Below are 21,614 nucleotides of genomic sequence, written 5' to 3' on the forward strand. Positions count from 1 at the left end.
AGCATGAGGGGGTTCTTGGCCATTGTGAGCGAATAAAAACGATCTCCATTTCATCTCACTTCTGTTTCATTAAGTATTCTGATCCTTCATTAAGTATCTCGTAAAATAAGCGGAGTTTTTTCGGTTATCTGCAGAATGGAGCGCGTTTCGGAGATAATAAGGGGAGGTTTTCCGTTTATGCAAAGCAAAATTCCCCATTTTCACGTCTTTTAAGTTGATAAGCGGAATCTCTCCGTCTATTAAGCTATTTTTTATTTTATTTTCTAATTAAGAGAACTTTTTCCGTCTATTTACTTTCACAGGACGCGGTTTTGAACCGTCAATGCTGTGCACGAACGACACTCAAGCTGCTCGCATCAACAGAGCGCGACCGCGGGCGATCCGAGCGTATCAAATGTATTGTGCCTGATGAAAAATGAAGAACGTTAATCAAAATGAACCAGAAATGAAATAATAACGATTTAGGAGCAATTGACGCGATCAATCACGGTAATCTTCATTCATCGGATCGGCTCATTTCTCGATAAGCGCATGCTTTCTATGATAAAATAATAAGAAAAAGGTGGTTTTGCCTGTTGCTTGGCACACTGTCCACATTGAACCCCGTTTTTCTCGCCCTGTTGGCCGGATTGTTTACCTGGGGCTGTACCGCTGCAGGTGCGGCGCTCGTGTTCTTCTTTAAAAATCTTGATAAAAAAATGGCGAATGTGATGCTCGGCTTCGCAGCCGGCGTCATGATTGCGGCCAGCTTCTGGTCGCTGATTGCACCGGCGATTGAGATGAGTGCCCACTTAGGCAAGCTCTCCTTTGTTCCTGCTTTAGTTGGCTTTCTGCTCGGAGGTGCCTTCTTGCGCCTCGTTGACCGGGTCACACCACATCTGCACCTTGGTATGCCGGTTACCGATAAAGAAGGCCCAAAAACACACCTGCGCAAAACCTTTCTGCTCGTGTTATCGATTACCATTCACAATATTCCGGAAGGTGCGGCGGTTGGTGTTGCCTTTGGTGCGGTTGTTGCCGGCCAACACGAATTGCTTATCGCCGCCATGGTTCTCGCTTTCGGGATCGGCATTCAGAATTTTCCTGAAGGCGCTGCTGTTTCTATCCCGTTGCGCGGTGAAGGCTTCTCCCGGACAAAGAGCTTCTGGTATGGACAAATGTCGGCAATTGTCGAACCGATCTTTGCGGTCATCGGTGCCTATCTCGTCATTCTTGTCACGCCGATTCTGCCCTATGCCCTGTCCTTTGCTGCCGGCGCCATGATTTTCGTTGTTATCGAAGAATTGATTCCCGAATCACAACGCGAAGGATCGACCGATCTGGCAACGGCAGCAACCATGGTCGGTTTTTCCGTCATGATGATGCTGGATGTCGCACTCGGATAACCGGTGTTAAACAAATGTTTATTTACCGAAAAATCGGCGCAATCCGCGCGTAAGCGACAAAGCGCTGTCACTTAATCCGCTGAGCAATCTGCATCGCCGCTTCCCTAGCACTGATTTCACTGACATCAATTTTAACTGTGTCCATCTTTTCATAGAGCGGCAGCCGCTCAATACTGGTTTCAACTGAATCGATCGAACGGATTCCTTTTTTCACATCATGCAGGATATGCGCACGCAGCACCTCTTCTCTGCACATCAGCGTCATTTTATGGAGCTCATAGTCGCCATGGAGGCGGTTCAGAATTTCTTCAATGATCTGTTCTTGATGCATAACCCAACAAAAAATAATGTAGTCGAAGCAGGAATTGGCAAGATACGCATTCAACAGATACGTAATATTACCGAGCACCATCCGTTTATTCTCTTCACTGAACACCCATGGATTCATCTTCCAGCACCAATCTCCATCCAAGTAGATGCTTGGCTTCAGCTGTTTGGTCAGCTGCTCGGAGCCGGTGCTTTTTCCAACGCCCATGGTTCCGTTCATCATAATTAATTTTTTCATCGCCATTCCCCTCACCTTTTATGCGGTTGATTCATCGCCATTGAGCTAAAGCACTTCAGTTGCTCGCTTGAGCCGGAGCGCTTATCCCCGTTTCCTTCTAATTATAAACTTAAATTTAGATGCTGCGGCTGATCGCTATGGGGGGATCCAGTCAATGCTTTTTATACGGCCCTTCTCATAAGTCGTGTTAAAATGAAGATAGAATGATGCGTAAAAACGTATGCGGAGGATCAGGATGACAGCAAAACAGAGGATAATCATTGTCGGTGCCGGTATTTCAGGACTCGCGGCAGCCTTTTACATCAAACGTCACAAACCGGATGTCCATGTGACGGTACTGGAAGCAGCCGATCGAATCGGTGGAAAAGTCAAAACAATTTATAAAGACGGGTTTACCATTGAATGCGGTCCTGAAGGGTATATGGCCCGCAAGAAGGGACTGACCGACCTCATCAAAGCGATCGGCCTCGGCGATCAGCTTGTCCATTCCAAATCCGGCGGTTATTCGATTTATGTGAATCACCGTCTGAGGCAAATGCCAAAAGGGGCGGTCATGGGTGTGCCGACGAAACTGTTGCCGATGGTGACAACCGGCCTTGTCAGTCCATGGGGCAAACTGCGTGCGGCAATGGATTTGCTGATTCCACATGTCTATCAAGACCGAGACCTTTCCGTTCGCACATTCTTTGAAAAGCGCCTTGGAAAAGAACTGGTCGCCAACATGATTGAACCGCTTCTTTCCGGTATCTATAACGGCGACCTTTCCGATATGAGCTTGGAAGAGACCCTGCCTCAGTTTGCTTCCATTGAGAAGAAACACCGCAGCCTGATTCTTGGCATGAAAACGCTGCGCCCACCCAAACAGAAAGAAGCGGTCACTAAAAAGACGGGTGCGTTTGTCTCACTGTCAGGCGGACTGAGTGCATTGACCGAAAAGCTTGCGGACTATGCGGACGAGATCAGGCGGAACACATCGGTTTCGCAAATTAACTCTGGCCGTGTGACGCTCGACGACGGTACCGTTTTGAATGCCGATGCAATCCTTTTAGCTGCTTCTCCAAAACAATTCGGTCCACTGCTCAATTTTCCAGAAGCATGGGCACTTTCTAATGATAAACGTTCCTCAACCGCAACCGTTGCCTTTGCTTTTAAAAAAGAAGACGTTGAAGCTTTGGATATCACGGGCTACGTGGTTTCGCGAAAAGAACAGCTGCACATCACGGCCTGCAGCTTTATGGATCGAAAGTGGCCGCACCTGGCACCGGACGGTTATGCATTCGTACGTACCTATGTCGGCACACCTGAGGACCAAGCACTCGTTCAGCAAAGCGATGCGGCTATAGCGCAAGCAGCCCTTGCTGATTTGCGAACGATCAGTCGAATCGGTACACCGTTGTTCTCGATCGTCACGCGGCAAATCGACAACATGCCGCAATATACCGTCAATCACAAACAGCGCGTTCAAGCGTTTGAAAATGCGCTTAGTACCATTGACGGCGTCTTCGCTTGTGGTGCCATGCTTCACGGGGTCGGGCTTCCGGATTGTACAGAAAATGCCCGTCAGACCGCTGAACAAGCGGTTCATTATCTCAACACCCTTGAACATGCACACAGCTGATGAATCGACTTAAAGCGTCAGACGTATAAGAAAAACCAGGCAAAAAGCGCCCGGTCCTTACTTCCGCAGGACGCGGTGACTTTCGCGTTGTGCACAGGACGTACTGCCGCAGGATGTGGTGACTTTCGCGTTTGGATGCAGGACGTACTTCCGCAGGATGTGGTGACTTCCGCGGGGCCACAGGACATGCACGCCCCTTAGCGGAAGTTCCTCTTTATAACGCTAATCAGCGTACCAGCAAGGTCAAATTACATCCTTTCTTTACCTGTCAAAAAGCCGAAGCGTACATGCCTTCGCCTCGGCTTTGGTTTATTTTGGATTTATTCCGATCTGTTTGTGTTGGCTTATTTTCTCTTGGACTCTAATAAGTCTGCGCGTGTTAAGATTTCACGGACAATGTCTGCGGGCTTCCTATGATTTGTAACGACCGTCAAATCAGCTGCCTGCGCATAATACGCCTCGCGCTCCTCATGCAAGTGTACGAACTGCCGGGCAGACAGTTTGCGCAGTAGCGGCCGGTCCGATGCTTCCTTCAACCGAGCGCGAATAACTTCTGGGGAGGCTTTCAGGAAAATAACCGGAATACCTGATTGCGCCAAGAGGTCTCTGTTTTCTTTACGAACCGGCGTGCCCCCGCCTGTCGATAAGATACCTTCCGCCCGCATTGCCGAGCGCAGCACTTGCGATTCAAGATCGCGAAAGTATGCTTCGCCATGCGCGGCAAAAATTTGATTGATCGACTGGCCGGATTGGGCAATGATCAGCTCATCCAGATCCAGATGCGGCGTGCGGGTCGTTTCGGCCATGAGACGACCGACCGTTGTTTTGCCGCTGCCCATGAAGCCGATTAAAATGCATTGCGCCATTATTGGTCACCTCGGATGGTTGGTAATCCGTGCCGGTTCAGTTCGCGTTTTGCAAGCAGCCGGTCTTCCTGATTGGAAAAGGATAACTGCAGCACACCGGCCACGTCTTCACGGATTTCCAGAATATGAATATTTACTAAGTTGATCTTTGCGTTCTCTAAAATCCGCGTCACACGGGCAAGTGAACCAATGCGATCTGGGAGATCAAGAAATAAGTCGTAAAAGTTCGGTGCATGTGCGCCGGTCTGTTCATTGAGATTGTCGCGCGTGACTTTCGCTTTTTCAAAAAACGTCCGGATCGATTCACGGTCGGAAGCCGCCAGTGCTTGTCTAACCCTTTCCAAGTACTGGTGAAACCGATTAATTTTATCAATAAGTGTTTCGCGATTGCTGAGCAGGATGTCTGTCCACATCGTTGGATCAGACGAAGCGATCCGTGTAATACTCTTGAATCCTCCCGCGGCCAATTTCAAAGAAAGCGGCGAACTTTGGAATTCATTCTGGGACATGTTCACCAATCCGGAAGCCAGGATATGCGGGAGGTGGCTGATCTGCGCCACGATCCGATCATGCCGGCTGGCGGAAACGGTCAGCCATTTGACGTCCAATTCGGAGAGCAGCCCTTGCAGCGCGCGGGCAGCCGCCTTATGCCGCTCATCAATCAATGTATCGTCGATCAGAAAATAATAGGCACTCTGAAACAAGTCTGCACGCGCAGCGCTTATCGTCGTCTTGTGCCAGCCGGCCATCGGGTGCCCGCCGATAAAAATAACCTTTTTCTCCGTAAGTTTCTGTGCGTGCTTGACGATCTCTTGCTTGGTACTGCCGACATCGGTGACAATGACCTCAGGTTTCAGGCTTAGTTCTGCAAGCGTTTTGATATGGTCAATAATAATTCCGACCGGTGCAGACAGCACGATCACATCGGCATCGGCGGCGACCGCGTTAAGCTGCAGCGAACCCTCATCAATAATTCCGGATCGCTTTGCGTGCTCAAGCACTGCGGGACTGACATCAACAGCAACAATCCGATCATCCGGCCACTTCTTGCGAATCGCCAGTGCAATCGATCCGCCAATAAGTCCCAAGCCATCGATTAAAATCGTTTTCATCGCTCCGCAGTCCCCTCTTCGCAAAGCTGCTTAAGATCGTCAAAAAAACCGGGATAGGAAATATTAATTGCCGCCTCGTTTTCCAAATAAAGCGAATTGTCGCAGAGAAGCGCCGCAACCGCCAGCATCATCCCGATGCGATGATCGCCATGTGTATCGACCCGATCACTCATCTGAGGGTTCAATGCCGTCTGTCCATGAATGATCAAACCATCTGGCAGTTCTTCGATGCGCGCACCAAGTTTCGTCAGTTCTTCGGCAACCACCGCAATACGATCCGTTTCTTTGACGCGTAGCTCTTCCGCACCGGTAATGGTCGTTGTTCCTTTCGCCTGAGTAGCCAGCAGGGCGACCAAAGGCAGTTCATCAATAACACTCGGAATCTCTTCCTGTGACAGATGAATTGCTTTTAAATGGGCATGGCGCACCCGCAGATCACCGGACGGCTCCACCTGCTTCTTTTCGTTAAGCACGTCGACGGAAGCCCCCATGCGTTTTAATACATCCAGGAAACCGGTACGTGTCGGATTAAGCCCAACATTTTTCAACGTCACCTCGCTGCCCGGAAGCAGTGCCGCCGCAGTAAGAAAGAAGGCGGCTGAAGACATATCGCCCGGTACCGTAACGTTTTGCCCGGTCAGTTGCGGCTTCCCCATCACTTGAATCGTCCGTCCATGCTGATAAATCTCGCCACCAAAAGCCCTGAGCATCCGTTCCGTGTGATCTCGGGTTTGCAGTTTCTCAATGATGGTCGATTCACCGCACGTCTGCAATGCGGCCAAAATCAAGGCACTTTTCACTTGAGCGCTGGCGACCGGTAAACGGTAGTTGAGTGTTTTGAGATTTCGCTGTCCAAAAACAGTAATGGGCAGCGTCCCTTTTTCGCCGACTTGAAAACGTGCACCGGCTTGAGAAAGCGGCTCAGTGACCCGTCGCATTGGCCGCCTGCTTAGCGATGCGTCGCCAAATAGCTCCGTCGTAAACTGTTGCCCGCTTAGTAAGCCGAGCAGAAGACGGGTTGTCGTCCCGGAATTGCCCATATTCAGCGGATGGCGCGGCAGCTTCAGACCATTCGGTGTGCCATGAACACGAACATGGTCGCTGCTGCGTTCGATCACGACACCCATGTCCCGAAACGCCTGAATCGTTGTGAGACAGTCCTCGGACGGCAAAAAATTGTTGACTTCAGTCACGCCGCTGCTGATCGCACCGAAAATGATACTGCGGTGGGAAATGCTCTTATCCCCTGGAACATGGAGCTGTCCATGAAGCCCTCTCCGAATCGTTGTTGTTAACTTTTTCATCTGACATTCACCTTGATCGCTTCAGTATTTTGTATACGCACCAAACCATATCAACCGCATAGGTTTTTTCAATCGTTTCTTGCTCGCCAAGACTGATGATTTTCTTGTTGGTCACAACAAGTTGAGCGTGGTTTAACCGATAGTTCTGGTAAGCTAAATATTTGCTGTCCGTGTAACGAATTTCCACCGAGCGGTCACTGTTCTGCAAATACTTCTTTAATAAGGCGGCTGTTGCCGGATGTGTATAGGCAATGGCATGAGCCGCATCCTTCCTGCGGACTAATACAAGCGGATCAAGTTGACCGTGAAAACAGTCGACCAGTTTCAACTGCTCCAAACAGCCGTAATGAACGTCCGCCCAATCAATGTTTCTACGCGAGGATTTAAATGCTGCCGGTATAAGCAGAAAATCGCCCACAAACGCATCCAAATGATTGATCACGGACTCGAAGCTGTCATGAAGTACAAGAGTTCCCTTGTCACACTGATGCCGAAGATAATCCGATGCCGCTTCGCAACTGTCCGTTTCTGCAGGTCCTAAAGTATGGATAATCACGCTCAGCACTCCTTCACGCTGTCCCCAGTCTATGACACACAACGAGACAATGATTTAATAGTTTTTCAGTTCCTCGCAATAGTCGTTGTATTGCTTCTTCAAGCGATGAAAACGACTGCAGTCAAACGTATCGAGAATGATTTTGCACAGTTCAATGGCAACAACCGATTCAATGATCAGTGATGCCGGGACAATTGCCGTCACATCCGAGCGCTCAATGCTTGCTTTTTGTTCTTCCTTGCTGTCGATCGCTACACTGTGCAGCGGCTTATAGAGCGTCGGGATCGGTTTCATCGCCGCATTGACAATAATCGGCATGCCGTTGGTCATTCCGCCTTCGAATCCGCCAAGATGGTCACTGCTTCGGTACCAGCCTTGCTCCTTATCCCAATAGATCTGATCCATCACGTTACTTCCGGAGCGTCTGCTCAGCTCGAAACCGTCGCCGAATGAGACCCCTTTAAAGGCATTAATCCCCAGCACTGCGGCAGCGATTTTGGCATCCAATTTTTCATTCCAGCTGATGTAGCTGCCAAGACCGGCAGGTACGTTCGAGGCGACGACACGAACGACGCCTCCGAGAGTGTCCCCCGCTTTTTTCATTCGATCGATGAATTCATGGATCTGCTCAACCTTGTCCTGATCAACGATGCGCAGATCGTTCAGTGCGATCGCCTGTTCAATTTCATCTGGAGAAAGCAAGCGCTCGCCATCGGCTTCGATTGGACCAATGCTGCGCACATATCCGGCAATCGTTATTCCCAACTGATTGAGCAGTTGCGTGCAAACCGCACCGATCGCAACACGCATTGCTGTTTCACGTGCTGAAGACCGTTCCAGAACATTACGCAAATCGCGATGTCCGTATTTCATGCCGCCGACCAGATCGGCATGCCCGGGACGCGGCTTCTTGACTTCCCGCATCGCCACCTCAGGGTCCGGCGCACCGATTGGCTTCATGACTTCGCCCCAATGCTTGTGATCGATATTGGCAATGCGCAACGTAATCGGTGAGCCGAGCGTGACGCCGTGACGCACACCGGATGTGATTTTCACCTCGTCTTTTTCAATTTTTTGCCGATAGCCGCGTCCGTACCCACACTGGCGTGCATGCAATTTCTCATTTATTTTTTCAATCGACAAAGTTAATCCTGCCGGGAATCCTTCGATCACCCCGGTCAGTTCCGGCCCGTGCGATTCGCCGGCTGTTAAGTAGATCATTAGACTCTTCCTTTCTCTTGAATCTCGGATTGATAGTTTTTCGAGCTGGTCATAATACTCTCAAAAATGGATTGGTAGTATCTGCTGTTTTCTTTATCGCGAATCTTTTGTTCAATTTTATCAAGAATTTCTTTTTCCCGTTTCGAATCAAAAATCGTACCGTTTTGCTGAACTTTTTTCAAACCGATCGCCCGCACATGTTTAAAGCGCCATTGCAGCAGTTTCAGAATGAAGAAATCAATGAGATTGATTTGCCTGCGCTCACGGTCCAAATCGGATGATTCAATGCTGTCCATCAGACGATGTCCGATCACCCAGATGACCAAGGAAATGAGTGCGATCACGAGATCAAAACGTAAGGCAGCTGCCGTACTAATTTTCGACAGCATGCCGGTAATGATCGGTACGGTAAATAATGCGATGCTGCCGAATGAGAAATAAATGCCGGTAACGCGCCCTTTTGCATGCGGGAACATGGCGCTGAAAATGTTCAGTCCAACCTGCATCACACCGCCGGCTGCCGTGACTCCGAAAAGAAAAGAGGTGATACTGACAAGTAGCGGATTCGTTGAGAAGCAAATGACCAGCAGATTAAGCACAGATAAACCGTTCAATCCGACAATTAAGCGGATATCGCGAATCAACCCGCGTTGAAGAATGCTGAAAATCAAGAGCACACCGATAATCGATCCCATGCTGTATAGCGACAACAGAAAATGCGCCTGAAGGTTGTTCATTCCCAAAAAATCGATCCCATAAAGGGTAATCCACTGAGTAAACAAAATCATCACGGCCATTGACGTGTAGCCATAGATTGACAGAATTATGAGCATGCCGATTTTCGGTGCGGTCAATCGTTCACTGAACAGACGCCGGCTAATTTGTTTTTCTGTTTTTGGTCGCTGCGGGAACTTGGTCCGGCTAATCAAGATCAAATTGATAAGCAAAATCGCACCGGTGATGACAAAGCTCATGCCGTACCAGCCGCCTAGATTTTCATTAAGCCCAATATAGATCGGCAGAACAAATTCTCCGAGCGACATGGCGGCCTTGATCAAGATAGTGTAAGCCCCGTTATTTCCGTTCATCTCAAGGAATGTTGGATAGGTTCCCGAATCCAGCGCTGAATTCGCCATGCCGGCCAGAATGGTCAACAAATAGGCGATGTGGAAATCATGTGTGAGCGTTATACCGAAAAAAAAGATCACATACATGCCCATGCCGAAAACAACTAACGCCTTGCGGCCGTAACGATCCGATAAGCTGCCAAGCGCGTAATAGGCGATCAGCTTGCCAATGCCCATCCCGGAAATCGCAAAAGAAACAACGGCAAGCGGCGTCCCCCACTCACCACTCAATGTCTTCATATTCTGCGTCAAAATAATCAGCCCAATGCCATGAACAAAGTAATTCAGATACAAAATAAGACTGAGTTTGACTTTGTTTGATCGATCCATTTCATTCATCCCTTCTGTTTCTCTGAAAAAAAAATAAACCAGCCGGATCTATCGACCCAACTGGTTTTATAACGACGCCAAATAAAGATGCACTTACAACTTGCAATGGCAACCAATTAGATCGAAGTTACTTCGCATCTAAGTTGGCTTGCCTCGTACAGCTTCCCAACTTCAGACGCTCACGCAATCTTGCGTTCGCACCCGAAGCGAGTACGAACGCTACCTAAAGTAGTAATAGAAGCCGTAATAGTCTTTTTCAAACCATTGCCAAGTCTGCATCATTTAACGTTCCCTTCAAATGAGATTACGTATAATTTAAACACCAACCGAAACGGTTGTCAATACCATTTTCAGATGCTTCGTTTGAAACGACTCCGGCGCGATTGATTAGGTCGTAATACCTCTGGCAATTGCCTGAGCCAGTCCCCTCGGATTCTCCCAAGCCATAGAGTGCCCGGCTTTCTTTACCACATCGACGCCAATGCCCTGCTGTCGAAGAACCTGTTCATCCGGGTCTGGAAGAGACCGCTCGCCAAAAAGAAATGTTTTTGGGCAATCAAGCGCATAGAATTGTTTTCGCCACGAAGGCTCGACTCCTTCTGCCGCCGACTTTGAAAGACGATAGGCTGCTTCACGCGACCATAGGGACAAGGAGGCTGCCCACATTTGATTTCCGCTCGCGCGGCTGTCTTGAATTAACGTTTCAAACCCATTTTTCAGAAATTGATCTTCTTCATAATCAGCAATACATTTACTGGTTGATCCCTCACTGCTTTTGTCTAGATTTGCTTCACTCAAAAGGAGGCGATTCACCCGTTCCCGGCATTTTCCGGCAAGTGCGATTGCAATCGCCCCGCCTAAACTGTGCCCGAACAGCACGAAATCATGCAAATGAAGTGCAGCAACAAAGTCAGCCAGATATTCTGCATGTGCGCTTACGGTATAACTGAAATACGGCGGTTTGTCGCTGTAGCCGGCCCCTAGAAGGTCAACGATAATGCAGCGATGTTTTTGAAGTTCCGCCTGAGCCGCGACTTGAGGATAGTCAAATGATCCGGCACACCCGAGTCCATGAATAAAGACAATCGGCTGATCTCGCCCTGGAAAATCATTATAGCGCATGGTTGCATGTGCCTTTTCAATGTAAAATGCTTTCATGGAGTATCTCTCTTTGCAGACTCGTTTTATTCATTTTAACATGCATTCTGCAAAGCATGCCTTGCGCAGCCTCCACGTTCCTTTATTTTTTCCCGGCCTTCATCCCCACTTCAAACTTCCGGTCCGACTCAAGCGGACTCTCTTTTGCCGTCAGCACATCCGGAGTCAGGCAATAAACAGCGGTCGGGCTGCCCAGTTTTGAACGATACTTCTCGACATGACTGCGCGCGAGCGGACGATCAAAGTAACCCGGGACATATTTATCTAATAGCTTCTGCATGACCTCCGTCGCTTCATCCCAATCCGCGATCTGTTTCACTTGTCCAAAGATCATCACGCTCATGTATGCGGTGCTCGTGTGTGCCGGCACCGGACTCGTCATGATGCCCAGTTCCTCGCAAACTGTGAAGGAAACCTTGGAATTCGCACGCATTAATTCGGCCTTTTTCCCCGCATTCGCGCCATGGAAGTAGATTCTCTCTTTGTGCCAGATATAGTTAAGCGGAACCACATAAGGGTATTCCTCATCGGCAACGCCTAGAAAACCGATCTCGGAATCGGTTAAAAATTGGTTGATTTTATCCGTATCTTTACATTCCAGCGCCTTTTTTCGCATTGCACGCATGTCAAACACCGCCTTTTTAATTCTGATCATTTATAATATTATATAAACCACTGTATCCTTTAAAAGATACAGATTAGCAGAAATTAACCGGTACAGAGGAGAAAAGGTAATGGAAATTATTCCGAAACTTGATGATCGCTTAAACGAACCGTTGTATCTACAGCTCTACGCATACTTTAAGCGAGAAATTGAGCTGGCCGGCTTACCGGAACAGACGCGGCTTCCCTCAATTCGCTATCTGGCAGATCAGCTCGCGCTCAGCAAAACCACTGTACAAATGGCCTACCAGCAGCTGCTCGCGGAAGGTTATCTTGAAAGCAGACCACGCAGCGGCTATTTTGTCGCAAAAATGGATCACCCGTTCCTGAACCCTTCCGCCGGTTCGATGAGCACAATCAAGCCTAAGCAGCTTAACCGGACAAGTGAAAAAGCGACTGACATCGACTTCTTTATGTCCTCGATTGATGTCGGCCATTTTCCACTCAATGCGTGGCGGAAATGTGAGCAGAAGCTGTTTGAAGATCCAAGTGCAATCGGATACGGCGCTTATCAAGGCGAAGCTAACCTCAGAGAACTGCTTGCCGGCTATTTGCATCGCTCGCGAGGCGTCCAATGCATGCCGGAACAAATTGTTATCGCTGCAGGAACTCCGTCCATACTTGTACTGCTCTACCAGCTTATCGATTGGAAAACCGGTCGGATTGCAATGGAGGATCCTGGTTATCAAGGCGTACGCCGCTCGCTTCAAAAAAGACCGATCCAAATGGTACCGATCAGCGTCGAAAAGGATGGTTTATCCATCAAAGAATTGACGCATGCACCCGTTGATGCGGTCTACATCACGCCGTCACATCAGTATCCATTAGGCATGGTGATGCCGATCGCAAACCGCATTCAGCTGCTGGATTGGGCTAAGAAGCATGCGCGATGGATCATTGAAGATGATTATGATGGCGAATTTCGCTATCGGGGTAAACCGATCCCATCACTTCAAGGCGTTGACGAGCACAATCGGGTCATTTACATCGGCACTTTCTCCAAATCACTGATGCCGGCGATTCGGATCAGCTACATGGTCTTGCCGCCCGAACTTCTCGGCACCTATCGCCAACTGGAATGGCGGCAAAGTGCGTCGCGGCTGCATCAACAGACGCTTGCCCTGTTTATGCGCAGCGGGCAATGGGAGCAGCATATCCGCAAGATGCGGACACTGTACAAGAAAAAGCAAGCGCTGCTCTTAAACGAAATTCAATCGGTCATGGGTGACCATTGTGCGGTGAGTGGTCAAGACGCGGGGCTCCACATCGTCCTCCATGTGAAGAGTAAAGTCCCCGCCGCTGTGCTGATTAAGAAGGCAAAATCGGTCGGTGTTCTTGTGTACGGAGTTTCTGCCGTTCGAAACAAAAAGGAGCATCAAGCCTCAATTCTGCTTGGCTATGGTGGATTGTCTACAGAAGAAATCAAAAAAGGCATCCAACGCTTGCATCAAGCCTGGCTGCATGATTATCAATGAGTTCAATTAGAAAAGGGATTGTTTTATGCGAGACACTCGAATATACGCAGCACAATTTCTGAAGATCGAACAAGAACTTGGATTGGAGAGCGCATATCAAATGTGATTCTTATTACAGAGGAGGGGTCAAGTAAATTAAAAAAATGGTGCGCTAATGCTATTCATGACGTTTAATACGCATGAGTTATTTTGCGTGTTCCCTTAGAACATCAGCAATAGCCGTCAGTGCCTGCGTTGTTTTGTGTTGACCTGCTTCGAGTTTTGAGAGACGTGCATTGGTTTCTAATTGAGCGGTTTCAAGGTTGCTCAAGCGGCGATCAACGGTGTCAAAATGCTTGTCGATCTTGTCGAAACGTTCATCCACCGCTTCAAAGCGCTTGTCCACAGAATCTTTAAAATTCAAAATCACTTTTCGTGTATCGGTGACCAGTTCAAACAATTGATGAAAATCGCTGTCTTTTATTTGCATAGACTCACCTCCATTTATGTGGTTTCAGTTATTATACAATGAAATGCCGCTTAGCAAAAGTCCTCTCTACCCATACCACACGGCTTTTTCAACGACAAAGTTACAAATTTGCACCGGTTTGATTCAAAACGTTTTCCTATTCATCGCGTATCGTTTTCAAAAACAACATTAATGCTGTTTTCCTTTATTCCAGCAATCGATTACGTTAAGTACCTAAAATAAATGTAAACCGTTGAGATTACCAGTGACAAAATCATTACGGGTAATCCGATTTTCATAAATCTTAGAAAGGTGATTGGATAGCCCTCTTTCCCAGATAAACCGGCAACAATTAAATTTGCACTTGCTCCAATCAGCATTCCATTTCCTCCAAGACAGGCTCCCAGAGAAAGGCTCCACCAAATTGGTTCCAGATCATTGACTCCCATTTGGCCCATGTCCTGAATCAAGGGAATCATTGTCGCTACAAATGGAATATTATCGATAAATGCGGATGCAAAACCGCTCATCCACAAAATTAAAAAAGTTGCCGGTGCAAGATTGCCTCCGGTCAATTGGATCACTTGCTCTGCAAGCAAACGTATCATCCCGGTCTCCTCTAATCCGCCAACAAGAACAAATAACCCAACAAAGAAAAAAATTGTTGTCCATTCCACCTGATGTAACGCACGTTCAAGTTGCTTCTCTCCGGATAAAAGGAGCAGAAGAAAAGCACCCATCAGCGCCACAGTTGCCGTCTCCAACCCCAATGCCTGATGCAGAAAGAACCCTGAAATGGTCAGCAACAAGACAGCTAAAGATTTAATTAGCAATAGTCGATCCACAATCTCACTGCTCGGATCCAGAGCGGCAATCTGTTCCCGCGCTTCATCAGTTGTTGTTAATTGTTTACGATATATAAACCGAAGAATTAGCAAGGTGAGAACCATAATGATAATGATCACCGGTGCAAGATTCGTGATAAAATCCATAAAGCTAAGGCTTTTAACCGCACTACCGATCATGATGTTCGGAGGGTCGCCGATCATCGTTGCTGTTCCCCCGATATTCGACATAAGTATCTCTGAAATAAGAAACGGAATCGGAGAAACCTTAAGTGCTCTTGAAATACTGAAGGTCACCGGCACCATCAGCAAAACTGTAGTTACATTGTCCAGAAACGAAGAGCCCAGTGCAGTAATCAACGAAAAAACAACAAGAAGAGCGACCGGCCTGCCGCCTACTTTTTTTGCTGCCCAAAGTGCAATGAATTTAAATAATCCGGTTTCCGCTGTGATTGATACGATGATCATCATTCCGATCAGCAAGCCCAATGTATTAAAGTCAATATGTGCTAATGCCGCGTGCTGACTGACGATCCCCAATACAATCATTAGTCCGCCGCCGATCATCGCGATGATCGTTCGATGAATTTTTTCAGCAATAATCAGTCCATAGGTCAGTACAAAGATACCAATTGCAAGTAACGATTCATTCCCCATGCTGCTCTGCCTCCTGTTGGTTTTCTCTTCTCTTTAGCCGTGTGCGGATCTTCATGCTATCCCGTTCCATTGAACTGTTTTCAGCAGCTGAAGTTGAAATAAGTGAACAATGAACGCAGTGTAAACTTCCTTTCGGACAATCACTTGATACACCTTGTCTTTTTGCGGATAAAACAAAATGTCTGTTGAGACTTTGTCGCTCTCAAAAAAAATCTTCATTTGACGCAAGCGATTCAGCGCATCATTGGTCTTTGCCTGAATCATAAATGCACAATCTCCTGCATCGTCTTGTTCTTTCAAATAAATTTGTGATTTGTTCACCTCATAGGTCAAGTTCTTCACTTTTTCATCACCCTTTATTTCTCAGTGGTATTCACTTGAGTGTGCTCATTTTCAAACAGGACCTTCAGTAAAGGCGGCGTGACAAGTGTGGTCACCATAACGACGACAATCAGCGGTGTGAAAAATTCTTCAGCGAGAAGCTTGGCGTCCAATCCTATTTTGGCTAGGATCAAGGCGACCTCACCTCTGGAAATCATCCCAGCGCCGACCCGCGCCGACCCATGGAAATCAAATCCAGTCAAATAAGCACCAATGCCAGAGCCGGCCAGTTTTGAAAAAACAGCCAAGAGCGAAATCGCCACAATAAACCAAATCTGCTCGTTAAGCCCTGAGAAAGAAACGTTTAGTCCGATACTGACGAAAAAAATGGGAACAAACACGCCGTAGGCAACCGGCTCAATTTTATGCTCGATTGTTTTACTGTACTGAGTTTGCGCAATTGCCGCACCGGCGATAAAAGCACCGATAATTCCCGCAACACCAAGTAGATCAGCGTAGTAGGCAAAAAGCAGGCAAAGAATGAGTGCACCGCTAAGTAACGGTTCACTGACTTTCATTTTACCGAACCAGCTCATCACCATCGGAAGTCCCTTCCAACTAATCAGAATAATAGAAGCGAAGAACAGTACTTTTTCACCAATCACAAGCAGTGTGCTTTGATTGGATTCCCCGAAGAAGCTCATGGCAAAAGCTAACAGAATAATGACTAGAATGTCATCGAGAACGGCCGCCCCTAGTATCGTGGTACTTTCTCTTGTTTGCAGCTTTCCCATTTCTTTCAATGACTGGACGGTAATACTCACGGAAGTTGCCGAAAGAATTAATCCTAAGAAAACAGCGTGAGCTAAATCCATGCCTAAGATCAGCCCTGCAAGATATCCGAAGCCAAGCGGGAAGATGATGCCACCAATCGCCGCAGCTGAAGAGGGTCTTGCATTTTGACGCAGACCATCCAAGTCGGTTTCGAGTCCTGCAATGAACATCAGTAGAATGACACCGACTTCGCTTAATAGATGGATGGTGTCCGAATTTGGAATCCAGCCAAGCAGCGCTGGACCAATCACGATACCAACCACAAGTTCGCCGAGAACAGCCGGCTGTTTTAACAAAACACTCACATGACCAGCTAATTTTGTTGCAATCAAAATAATCGCTAATTCTAAAATAAAATGCACGATTTTCCTCCTTACACAATTGGTTATTTTTGGAAAAAAGACAATTAAAAAAGGAGCCTATGTGACAGGCTCCTCCAAAACGCTCAATATAATACAGTTCTTAGTGTTAAGAGTAACGAAGTTCCCTTTTTCTGTCAAGATAAACCCTCGCCTGTTCAAGCGCTTTTGCCTGAGTATGCGCTAATTTATCGAAAACCTCCCATTAGCCTACCGTCTGCGATTAACCCAACAAAACCATCGACAAATACACGCCCACTAACGTCACGACGAGAACCGGAATCGTTATCACGATGCCAATTTTAAAATACGCACCCCACCCTATTCTCACACCTTTTTCCGAAAGCACGTGCAGCCAGAGCAGCGTTGCAAGCGAACCGATCGGTGTCATCTTCGGTCCAAGATCGGCACCGACAACATTAGCATAGACGAGTGCCTGTTTCATCACTCCGGCAACCGGCAATGCATCAATCGACAGCGCATTGATCATGACGGTCGGCAAGTTGTTCATCAGCGCCGACAGCAATGCTGAAAGAAAACCCATCAGGAGTGTTCCCGTCAACAAGCCACCATCGACACCTGTCTCAATAACCCGAGCAAGCAGATGAATGATCCCGGCATTTCTTAGACCATAGACAACAACGTACATGCCTAGGGAAAAAAATACAATGCTCCACGGCGCACTTTTTACAATGGTTCTGGTATGAATCGCAGGGCTTCTGCCCCCAAGAAAAAGAAACACAAACGCAACTGCCAAAGCAATAAAGGATACCGGAATTTTAATCAAACTGCTGACAAAGTATCCGGCCACGAGTACGATCAGCACAAACCAGGAAATGTGAAACATACGACGATCCTTAAGTGCGGTTGCCGGCTTCTTCAAATCGGTTAATTGATAGGTTCGCGGCCAATCCTTGCGAAAGTAGAGATAAAGGACGACAATACTTGCAGCCAATGAAAAAAGTGTCGGAATCAACATATGCAGTGCATAGCGTCCAAAAGAAACGCTAAAGAAATCTGCTGAAACAATATTTACCAAGTTGCTGACAACTAGGGGCAAAGAGGTCGTGTCCGCAATAAACCCGCTGGCGATCACAAAGGGAAACACCCGACGTTCATCAAAGTTCAAGGCACGCACCATCGCAAGCACAATCGGCGTCAGAATCAGCGCGCCGCCATCATTGGCAAACAGTGCCGAGATGAGCGCGCCGAGTACGGAAATCAAGATAAACATACGAATTCCGTGACCGTTCGCCAGACACGCCATATGCAGCGCCGCCCACTCAAAGAAACCGATACGATCCAAGATCAATGAAATAATAATAATCGCTACAAAAGCAAGTGTCGCATTCCATATGATGCCTGCAACCGTCCAGACATCCTGAAACCGAACAACGCCGACGAGCAAAGCAAGCAGCGCTCCGCCGCATGCAGACCAACCGATCGATAGATTTTTCGGCTGCCAAATAACAAACGTCAATGTTAATAAAAAAACAAGAACAGCTAAGATTGCTGCCATTACGTTTCCCCTTTTCTCTATAACAAACTAAAAATGGAGTCAGGAAAGAAGCACCGATTCCTGTGTACATAGAAAGCATGTTCTAACAAAAATACTTGAATCCATTTTACCGTCCCTTAAAAATGGTCTTCATCCGTTTCTTGCCACGGGATAACCGTTAACCGATGGCCAGCATTTCGATCTACACGCTCGATCCATATGCGCTCGTTAACTGAACGTTTCTTTAGCAACGGATCATTGGTGCAGGTCTTCATCAAACTTTGGTTGACAACCCACCACGATGGCCGAATGCCGGCACGTTCTAAGTCAGCAGTCAGACGCTCTGCTTCAAACACAGGCGTTGGTTCCGGTAGCATCACGATTACTACTGCCGTCTCATCCGGATTGCGGAGCCGCGGGAGAAGCTGTTGGATGGATTTGGGTACTGTTCCTGCTGCATGTGCAATTTCACGATGATATTCCTCAGTTGCATCTAAAAGTAGTAGCGTATGACCGGACGGTGCCGTATCAATGACTACATACGTATCATCAGCCTTTTGAACCAACTCAGCAAATGCGCGAAAGACGGCGATTTCTTCCGTACACGGTGATTTCAGATCTTCTTCTAGATACGCGAGCCCTTCATCATCCAGCTGTTCACGAGAGCGTTCCAGAATCTTTTTTCGATAGTTTTTAACTTCTGTCTTCGGGTCAATCCGGCTCACGGTAATCCTTTGAGATTTTCCTGCGCTAACGAAGTCACATTGACCTGCAGGATCTGTCGTTGTTAAATGAACCTTTTCTCCCCGGGCAGCAAGTTCCAAGGCAATGGTCCGGGCTAATGTTGTTTTGCCCACGCCGCCTTTTCCCATCGTGAAGACCACACGCTGCTTTCTTTCAATCAATTCATCGATGAATCGACTCAACTCAGGGTACTGCTTCGATTTCTTCGTTTCGAACGGGGACGCCCATTGATCACGTGTACCCATCACTTGATCGGACAAAAGCTTACGAATATTTCGTACGCCGGTCATGTTACAAGGTGCCAAAAACAGATGGTACACCGGAATCGTGCGAAGTTCCTGCGGCAGATTAGCGAGTGCTTCATGCTGACGAGTCACAAGCGCAGCAGCTAAAGCATCATCAGTCTTGCTTTGTTCAATCTGCCCATTGATCACTAAATGCTGATTATTCATGCCAATATTCGTTAATTCCCTAGATGCTCGAGCCGCTTCATTAATGGTCGAAAGTTCCGGTCTCGCGACTAGGATCAGCATCGTTCGCTTCTCATCCGCGAGTACCTGAACGGTTTCTAAGTATTGTTCTTTTTTATCATTTAAGCCGGCTAATGGACCAAGACATGATGTGCCTTGTGTGTTCTCATTCAGAAAGCCGCTCCATGCACCTGGCAGCTGCAAAAGGCGCAGCGTATGGCCGGTGGGCGCCGTATCAAAAAGAATGTGATCATAGCTTCGGTCGAGCGCTCGATTGGTCAGCAACGACGAAAAGACGTCAAATGCAGCGATTTCTACGGTGCAACTTCCAGAAAGCTGCTCTTCCATTTGCTTCACAGCCGCGTCCGGCAACAGACCTCGATATGGCGCGATCACTTTTTCTCTGTAGCGTGCAGCCGCTTCTTCCGGATTCAGATTGGATACGAACAGATTCGGAACTTCAGAGATTTCAGTGATCTTCATGGTGAGCACTGCATCAAAAACGTCCTGCAAATTCGATGCAGGATCCGTACTGACAAGCAGCACCCGCTTTCCCTGATCCGCAAGTGCAACCGCCGTCGCGCACGCAATCGATGTTTTTCCAACGCCGCCTTTGCCTGTAAAAAATAAGTAGCGGGGCAGCGCCATTGTTTGTGGCCGGAATAGGCGCGTCAAGAGATCTCCTTCTTTCCCTTATTGGTTCATATTCAGCTTGAATTGAAAGTGCTGCTTTTTATTGATCGCTTCAAGCGCAATTCCCGACCATTCTGCCAGTTCCTGGTTGGTCGGATAGCTTCCTTTTTTCACAAGCTTTCCGTCTGCGAGTGTTATCGGGAGAACCTCTGTACCTTCCTTTTTCAGCAAATCCCGAATGAGTGAATTCGCTACGAAGGCATCCGGATTACTGGTCAAATTCATGCGTACAATATCGAATTCCTTACGCCGGATATTCCGTACTGCACAAGTGATCCGAATCAACTCTGAATCAGTACTTGGTCCACAAACGCCCGTTGCACAGCACATCGCCGCCTCGAAAATTTGAATGGATTTCATCGCTGACATCTCCTTAGTGATTGGCCTGCTTATCTTCCTCAGCAAACCGCTTAATCCGTGCACCGATTCCATCACGTACCCGCTGAAAAACCTGCCACTTTTCTTCATCCGTTCCTTCAGCTTTTGCCGGGTCATCAAAACCCCAATGTTCGCGCCGCACATTCGGCGGAGTCATTGGGCACCGATCCTCAGCATCGCCGCACAGCGTCACAACAAGATAAGCACGGCTGAGCAGCTGCGGATCAATACGTTTCGATTTTTGATCAGAAATGTCGATACCGACTTCATTCATCGCCTTCACCGCTTTGGGATTCAAGCCGTGCGCTTCGATCCCGGCAGAATATACGTCAAAGTCGCTGGCTAAATACTTTTTGGCAAATCCTTCAGCCATCTGACTGCGGCAGGAGTTGCCGGTGCAGAGAAAATAAATGATTTTTTTGCTCATGGTCACTGTTCCTTCCCTTATTGGATTTACCTGTGCTCAGCTTCAACAGTCGTTTCATTCACAGCATTTCGGATTGTCGCAGCTTGGTAGCTGTTGATCCGGCAGAGCTTTGAGAATTACCGACACATAATCCGGCAGCTGCTGATTCAGACTATAATAGACCCATGTCCCCTGCTTCCGTTCTTGAACGATACCCGCAAGCCGAAGCTTTTTAAGATGTTGGCTGATTGCCGGTTGTGAGACATTTAGGACATCCACAAGTTCACACACGCATAATTCTCTTTGCTTCAAATAGGAAAGGAGAGTCAAGCGTGTTTGATCGCCAAGCAGTTTAAGCAACGCAGCAAGTTCCGAAACACGTGCATTTGTGCCGATCATCGATTCATCTCCTGTCTATATTCATTTACGCTTATATTATTATACACTTATATTAAAAGATGACCGCTCTTCATGCAACAAAAATCATTTCCTTTACTTTTTTTGCGGATTGGCTTTACCCGGGATTTTTCACATAAGAAAAACCAATCTTATTTTTGTGTACGCTCCGATCGCTCGCTTGC

21 protein-coding genes are annotated in these 21,614 nt (G+C 47.6%); 3 read left to right on the forward strand and 18 right to left on the reverse strand.

Annotation, left to right across the window (positions count from 1 at the left end):
- Positions 1-575: 575 nt before the first annotated feature.
- Entirely contained in the window at positions 576-1,385 is an 810-nt protein-coding gene (locus SIN01_RS09500) for a ZIP family metal transporter (RefSeq protein WP_010026009.1), read from the forward strand.
- 67 nt (positions 1,386-1,452) lie between these two features.
- Here SIN01_RS09500 and SIN01_RS09505 read toward each other — a convergent pair whose 3' ends face one another.
- The gene (locus SIN01_RS09505) at positions 1,453-1,950 is read right to left on the reverse strand and encodes an AAA family ATPase (protein WP_010026008.1); all 498 of its coding nucleotides are present in this window, start codon (positions 1,948-1,950) and stop codon (positions 1,453-1,455) included.
- A 235-nt stretch (positions 1,951-2,185) separates the two neighbouring features.
- Between SIN01_RS09505 and hemG the strand changes: the two genes are divergently transcribed.
- Positions 2,186-3,568 carry a protoporphyrinogen oxidase gene (gene hemG / locus SIN01_RS09510; protein ID WP_010026006.1) on the forward strand — a complete coding sequence of 461 codons (1,383 nt, stop codon included), beginning with the start codon at positions 2,186-2,188 and terminating at the stop codon, positions 3,566-3,568.
- 344 nt (positions 3,569-3,912) lie between these two features.
- Here hemG and SIN01_RS09515 read toward each other — a convergent pair whose 3' ends face one another.
- The 8 genes from SIN01_RS09515 to SIN01_RS09550 all read right to left on the reverse strand — a co-directional run bounded on the left by SIN01_RS09515 (position 3,913) and on the right by SIN01_RS09550 (position 11,867).
- Positions 3,913-4,434, reverse strand: coding sequence for a shikimate kinase (locus tag SIN01_RS09515; RefSeq protein ID WP_010025188.1), 522 nt, complete (start codon positions 4,432-4,434; stop codon positions 3,913-3,915).
- The gene (locus SIN01_RS09520; RefSeq protein WP_010025187.1) at positions 4,434-5,546 is read right to left on the reverse strand and encodes a prephenate dehydrogenase; all 1,113 of its coding nucleotides are present in this window, start codon (positions 5,544-5,546) and stop codon (positions 4,434-4,436) included. Before SIN01_RS09520 ends, SIN01_RS09515 begins: the two co-directional genes overlap by 1 nt.
- Positions 5,543-6,850, reverse strand: coding sequence for a 3-phosphoshikimate 1-carboxyvinyltransferase (gene aroA, locus SIN01_RS09525; RefSeq protein WP_010025185.1), 1,308 nt, complete (start codon positions 6,848-6,850; stop codon positions 5,543-5,545). The genes SIN01_RS09520 and aroA overlap by 4 nt, the downstream gene beginning before the upstream one ends.
- Before the next feature lie 7 nt (positions 6,851-6,857).
- Positions 6,858-7,406, reverse strand: a complete 549-nt coding sequence (locus SIN01_RS09530; protein ID WP_010025183.1) for a hypothetical protein — start codon at positions 7,404-7,406, stop codon at positions 6,858-6,860.
- Between the two features lie 54 nt (positions 7,407-7,460).
- Positions 7,461-8,627, reverse strand: a complete 1,167-nt coding sequence (gene aroC, locus SIN01_RS09535; RefSeq protein ID WP_010025182.1) for a chorismate synthase — start codon at positions 8,625-8,627, stop codon at positions 7,461-7,463.
- Entirely contained in the window at positions 8,627-10,084 is a 1,458-nt protein-coding gene (locus tag SIN01_RS09540; RefSeq protein WP_010025181.1) for an MFS transporter, read from the reverse strand. Before SIN01_RS09540 ends, aroC begins: the two co-directional genes overlap by 1 nt.
- A gap of 387 nt (positions 10,085-10,471) precedes the next feature.
- Positions 10,472-11,242 (reverse strand): alpha/beta fold hydrolase, encoded by a 771-nt coding sequence (locus SIN01_RS09545; protein ID WP_010025180.1) that lies wholly within the window; start codon positions 11,240-11,242, stop codon positions 10,472-10,474.
- An 82-nt stretch (positions 11,243-11,324) separates the two neighbouring features.
- Positions 11,325-11,867, reverse strand: a complete 543-nt coding sequence (locus SIN01_RS09550) for a pyridoxamine 5'-phosphate oxidase family protein (protein ID WP_010025179.1) — start codon at positions 11,865-11,867, stop codon at positions 11,325-11,327.
- Positions 11,868-11,976: 109 nt separating this feature from the next.
- On the opposite strand from SIN01_RS09550, the gene pdxR reads away from it, so the two are divergent.
- Complete coding sequence (gene pdxR, locus SIN01_RS09555; protein WP_010025178.1) at positions 11,977-13,380, forward strand: MocR-like pyridoxine biosynthesis transcription factor PdxR; 1,404 nt, start codon at positions 11,977-11,979, stop codon at positions 13,378-13,380.
- Between the two features lie 184 nt (positions 13,381-13,564).
- Here pdxR and SIN01_RS09560 read toward each other — a convergent pair whose 3' ends face one another.
- From SIN01_RS09560 to SIN01_RS09600, 9 genes are all read right to left on the reverse strand, one after another.
- On the reverse strand, positions 13,565-13,849 hold the full coding sequence (locus SIN01_RS09560; protein WP_010025177.1) for a hypothetical protein: 285 nt from the start codon (positions 13,847-13,849) through the stop codon (positions 13,565-13,567).
- Positions 13,850-14,049: 200 nt separating this feature from the next.
- Positions 14,050-15,330, reverse strand: a complete 1,281-nt coding sequence (locus SIN01_RS09565) for an ArsB/NhaD family transporter (RefSeq protein WP_010025175.1) — start codon at positions 15,328-15,330, stop codon at positions 14,050-14,052.
- 51 nt (positions 15,331-15,381) lie between these two features.
- On the reverse strand, positions 15,382-15,672 hold the full coding sequence (locus SIN01_RS09570; protein WP_010025172.1) for a hypothetical protein: 291 nt from the start codon (positions 15,670-15,672) through the stop codon (positions 15,382-15,384).
- A gap of 14 nt (positions 15,673-15,686) precedes the next feature.
- Positions 15,687-16,847 carry a cation:proton antiporter gene (locus SIN01_RS09575; RefSeq protein WP_010025171.1) on the reverse strand — a complete coding sequence of 387 codons (1,161 nt, stop codon included), beginning with the start codon at positions 16,845-16,847 and terminating at the stop codon, positions 15,687-15,689.
- A gap of 220 nt (positions 16,848-17,067) precedes the next feature.
- Positions 17,068-18,363: an arsenic transporter gene (locus SIN01_RS09580; protein WP_047034974.1), complete on the reverse strand. Its 1,296-nt coding sequence runs from the start codon at positions 18,361-18,363 to the stop codon at positions 17,068-17,070.
- Between the two features lie 116 nt (positions 18,364-18,479).
- Positions 18,480-20,231, reverse strand: a complete 1,752-nt coding sequence (gene arsA, locus SIN01_RS09585; protein WP_047034976.1) for an arsenical pump-driving ATPase — start codon at positions 20,229-20,231, stop codon at positions 18,480-18,482.
- 18 nt (positions 20,232-20,249) lie between these two features.
- Positions 20,250-20,609 carry an arsenite efflux transporter metallochaperone ArsD gene (gene arsD / locus SIN01_RS09590; protein WP_010024593.1) on the reverse strand — a complete coding sequence of 120 codons (360 nt, stop codon included), beginning with the start codon at positions 20,607-20,609 and terminating at the stop codon, positions 20,250-20,252.
- Between the two features lie 13 nt (positions 20,610-20,622).
- A complete protein-coding gene (gene arsC, locus SIN01_RS09595) occupies positions 20,623-21,054 on the reverse strand; it encodes an arsenate reductase (thioredoxin) (RefSeq protein ID WP_010024592.1) in 432 nt (143 codons plus the stop codon).
- A 54-nt stretch (positions 21,055-21,108) separates the two neighbouring features.
- Entirely contained in the window at positions 21,109-21,432 is a 324-nt protein-coding gene (locus tag SIN01_RS09600; protein ID WP_010024591.1) for an ArsR/SmtB family transcription factor, read from the reverse strand.
- Between the last annotated feature and the right edge of the window lie 182 nt (positions 21,433-21,614).

This window comes from Sporolactobacillus inulinus (assembly GCF_006539285.1).
Classification (GTDB): Bacteria; Bacillota; Bacilli; order Bacillales; family Sporolactobacillaceae; genus Sporolactobacillus; species Sporolactobacillus inulinus.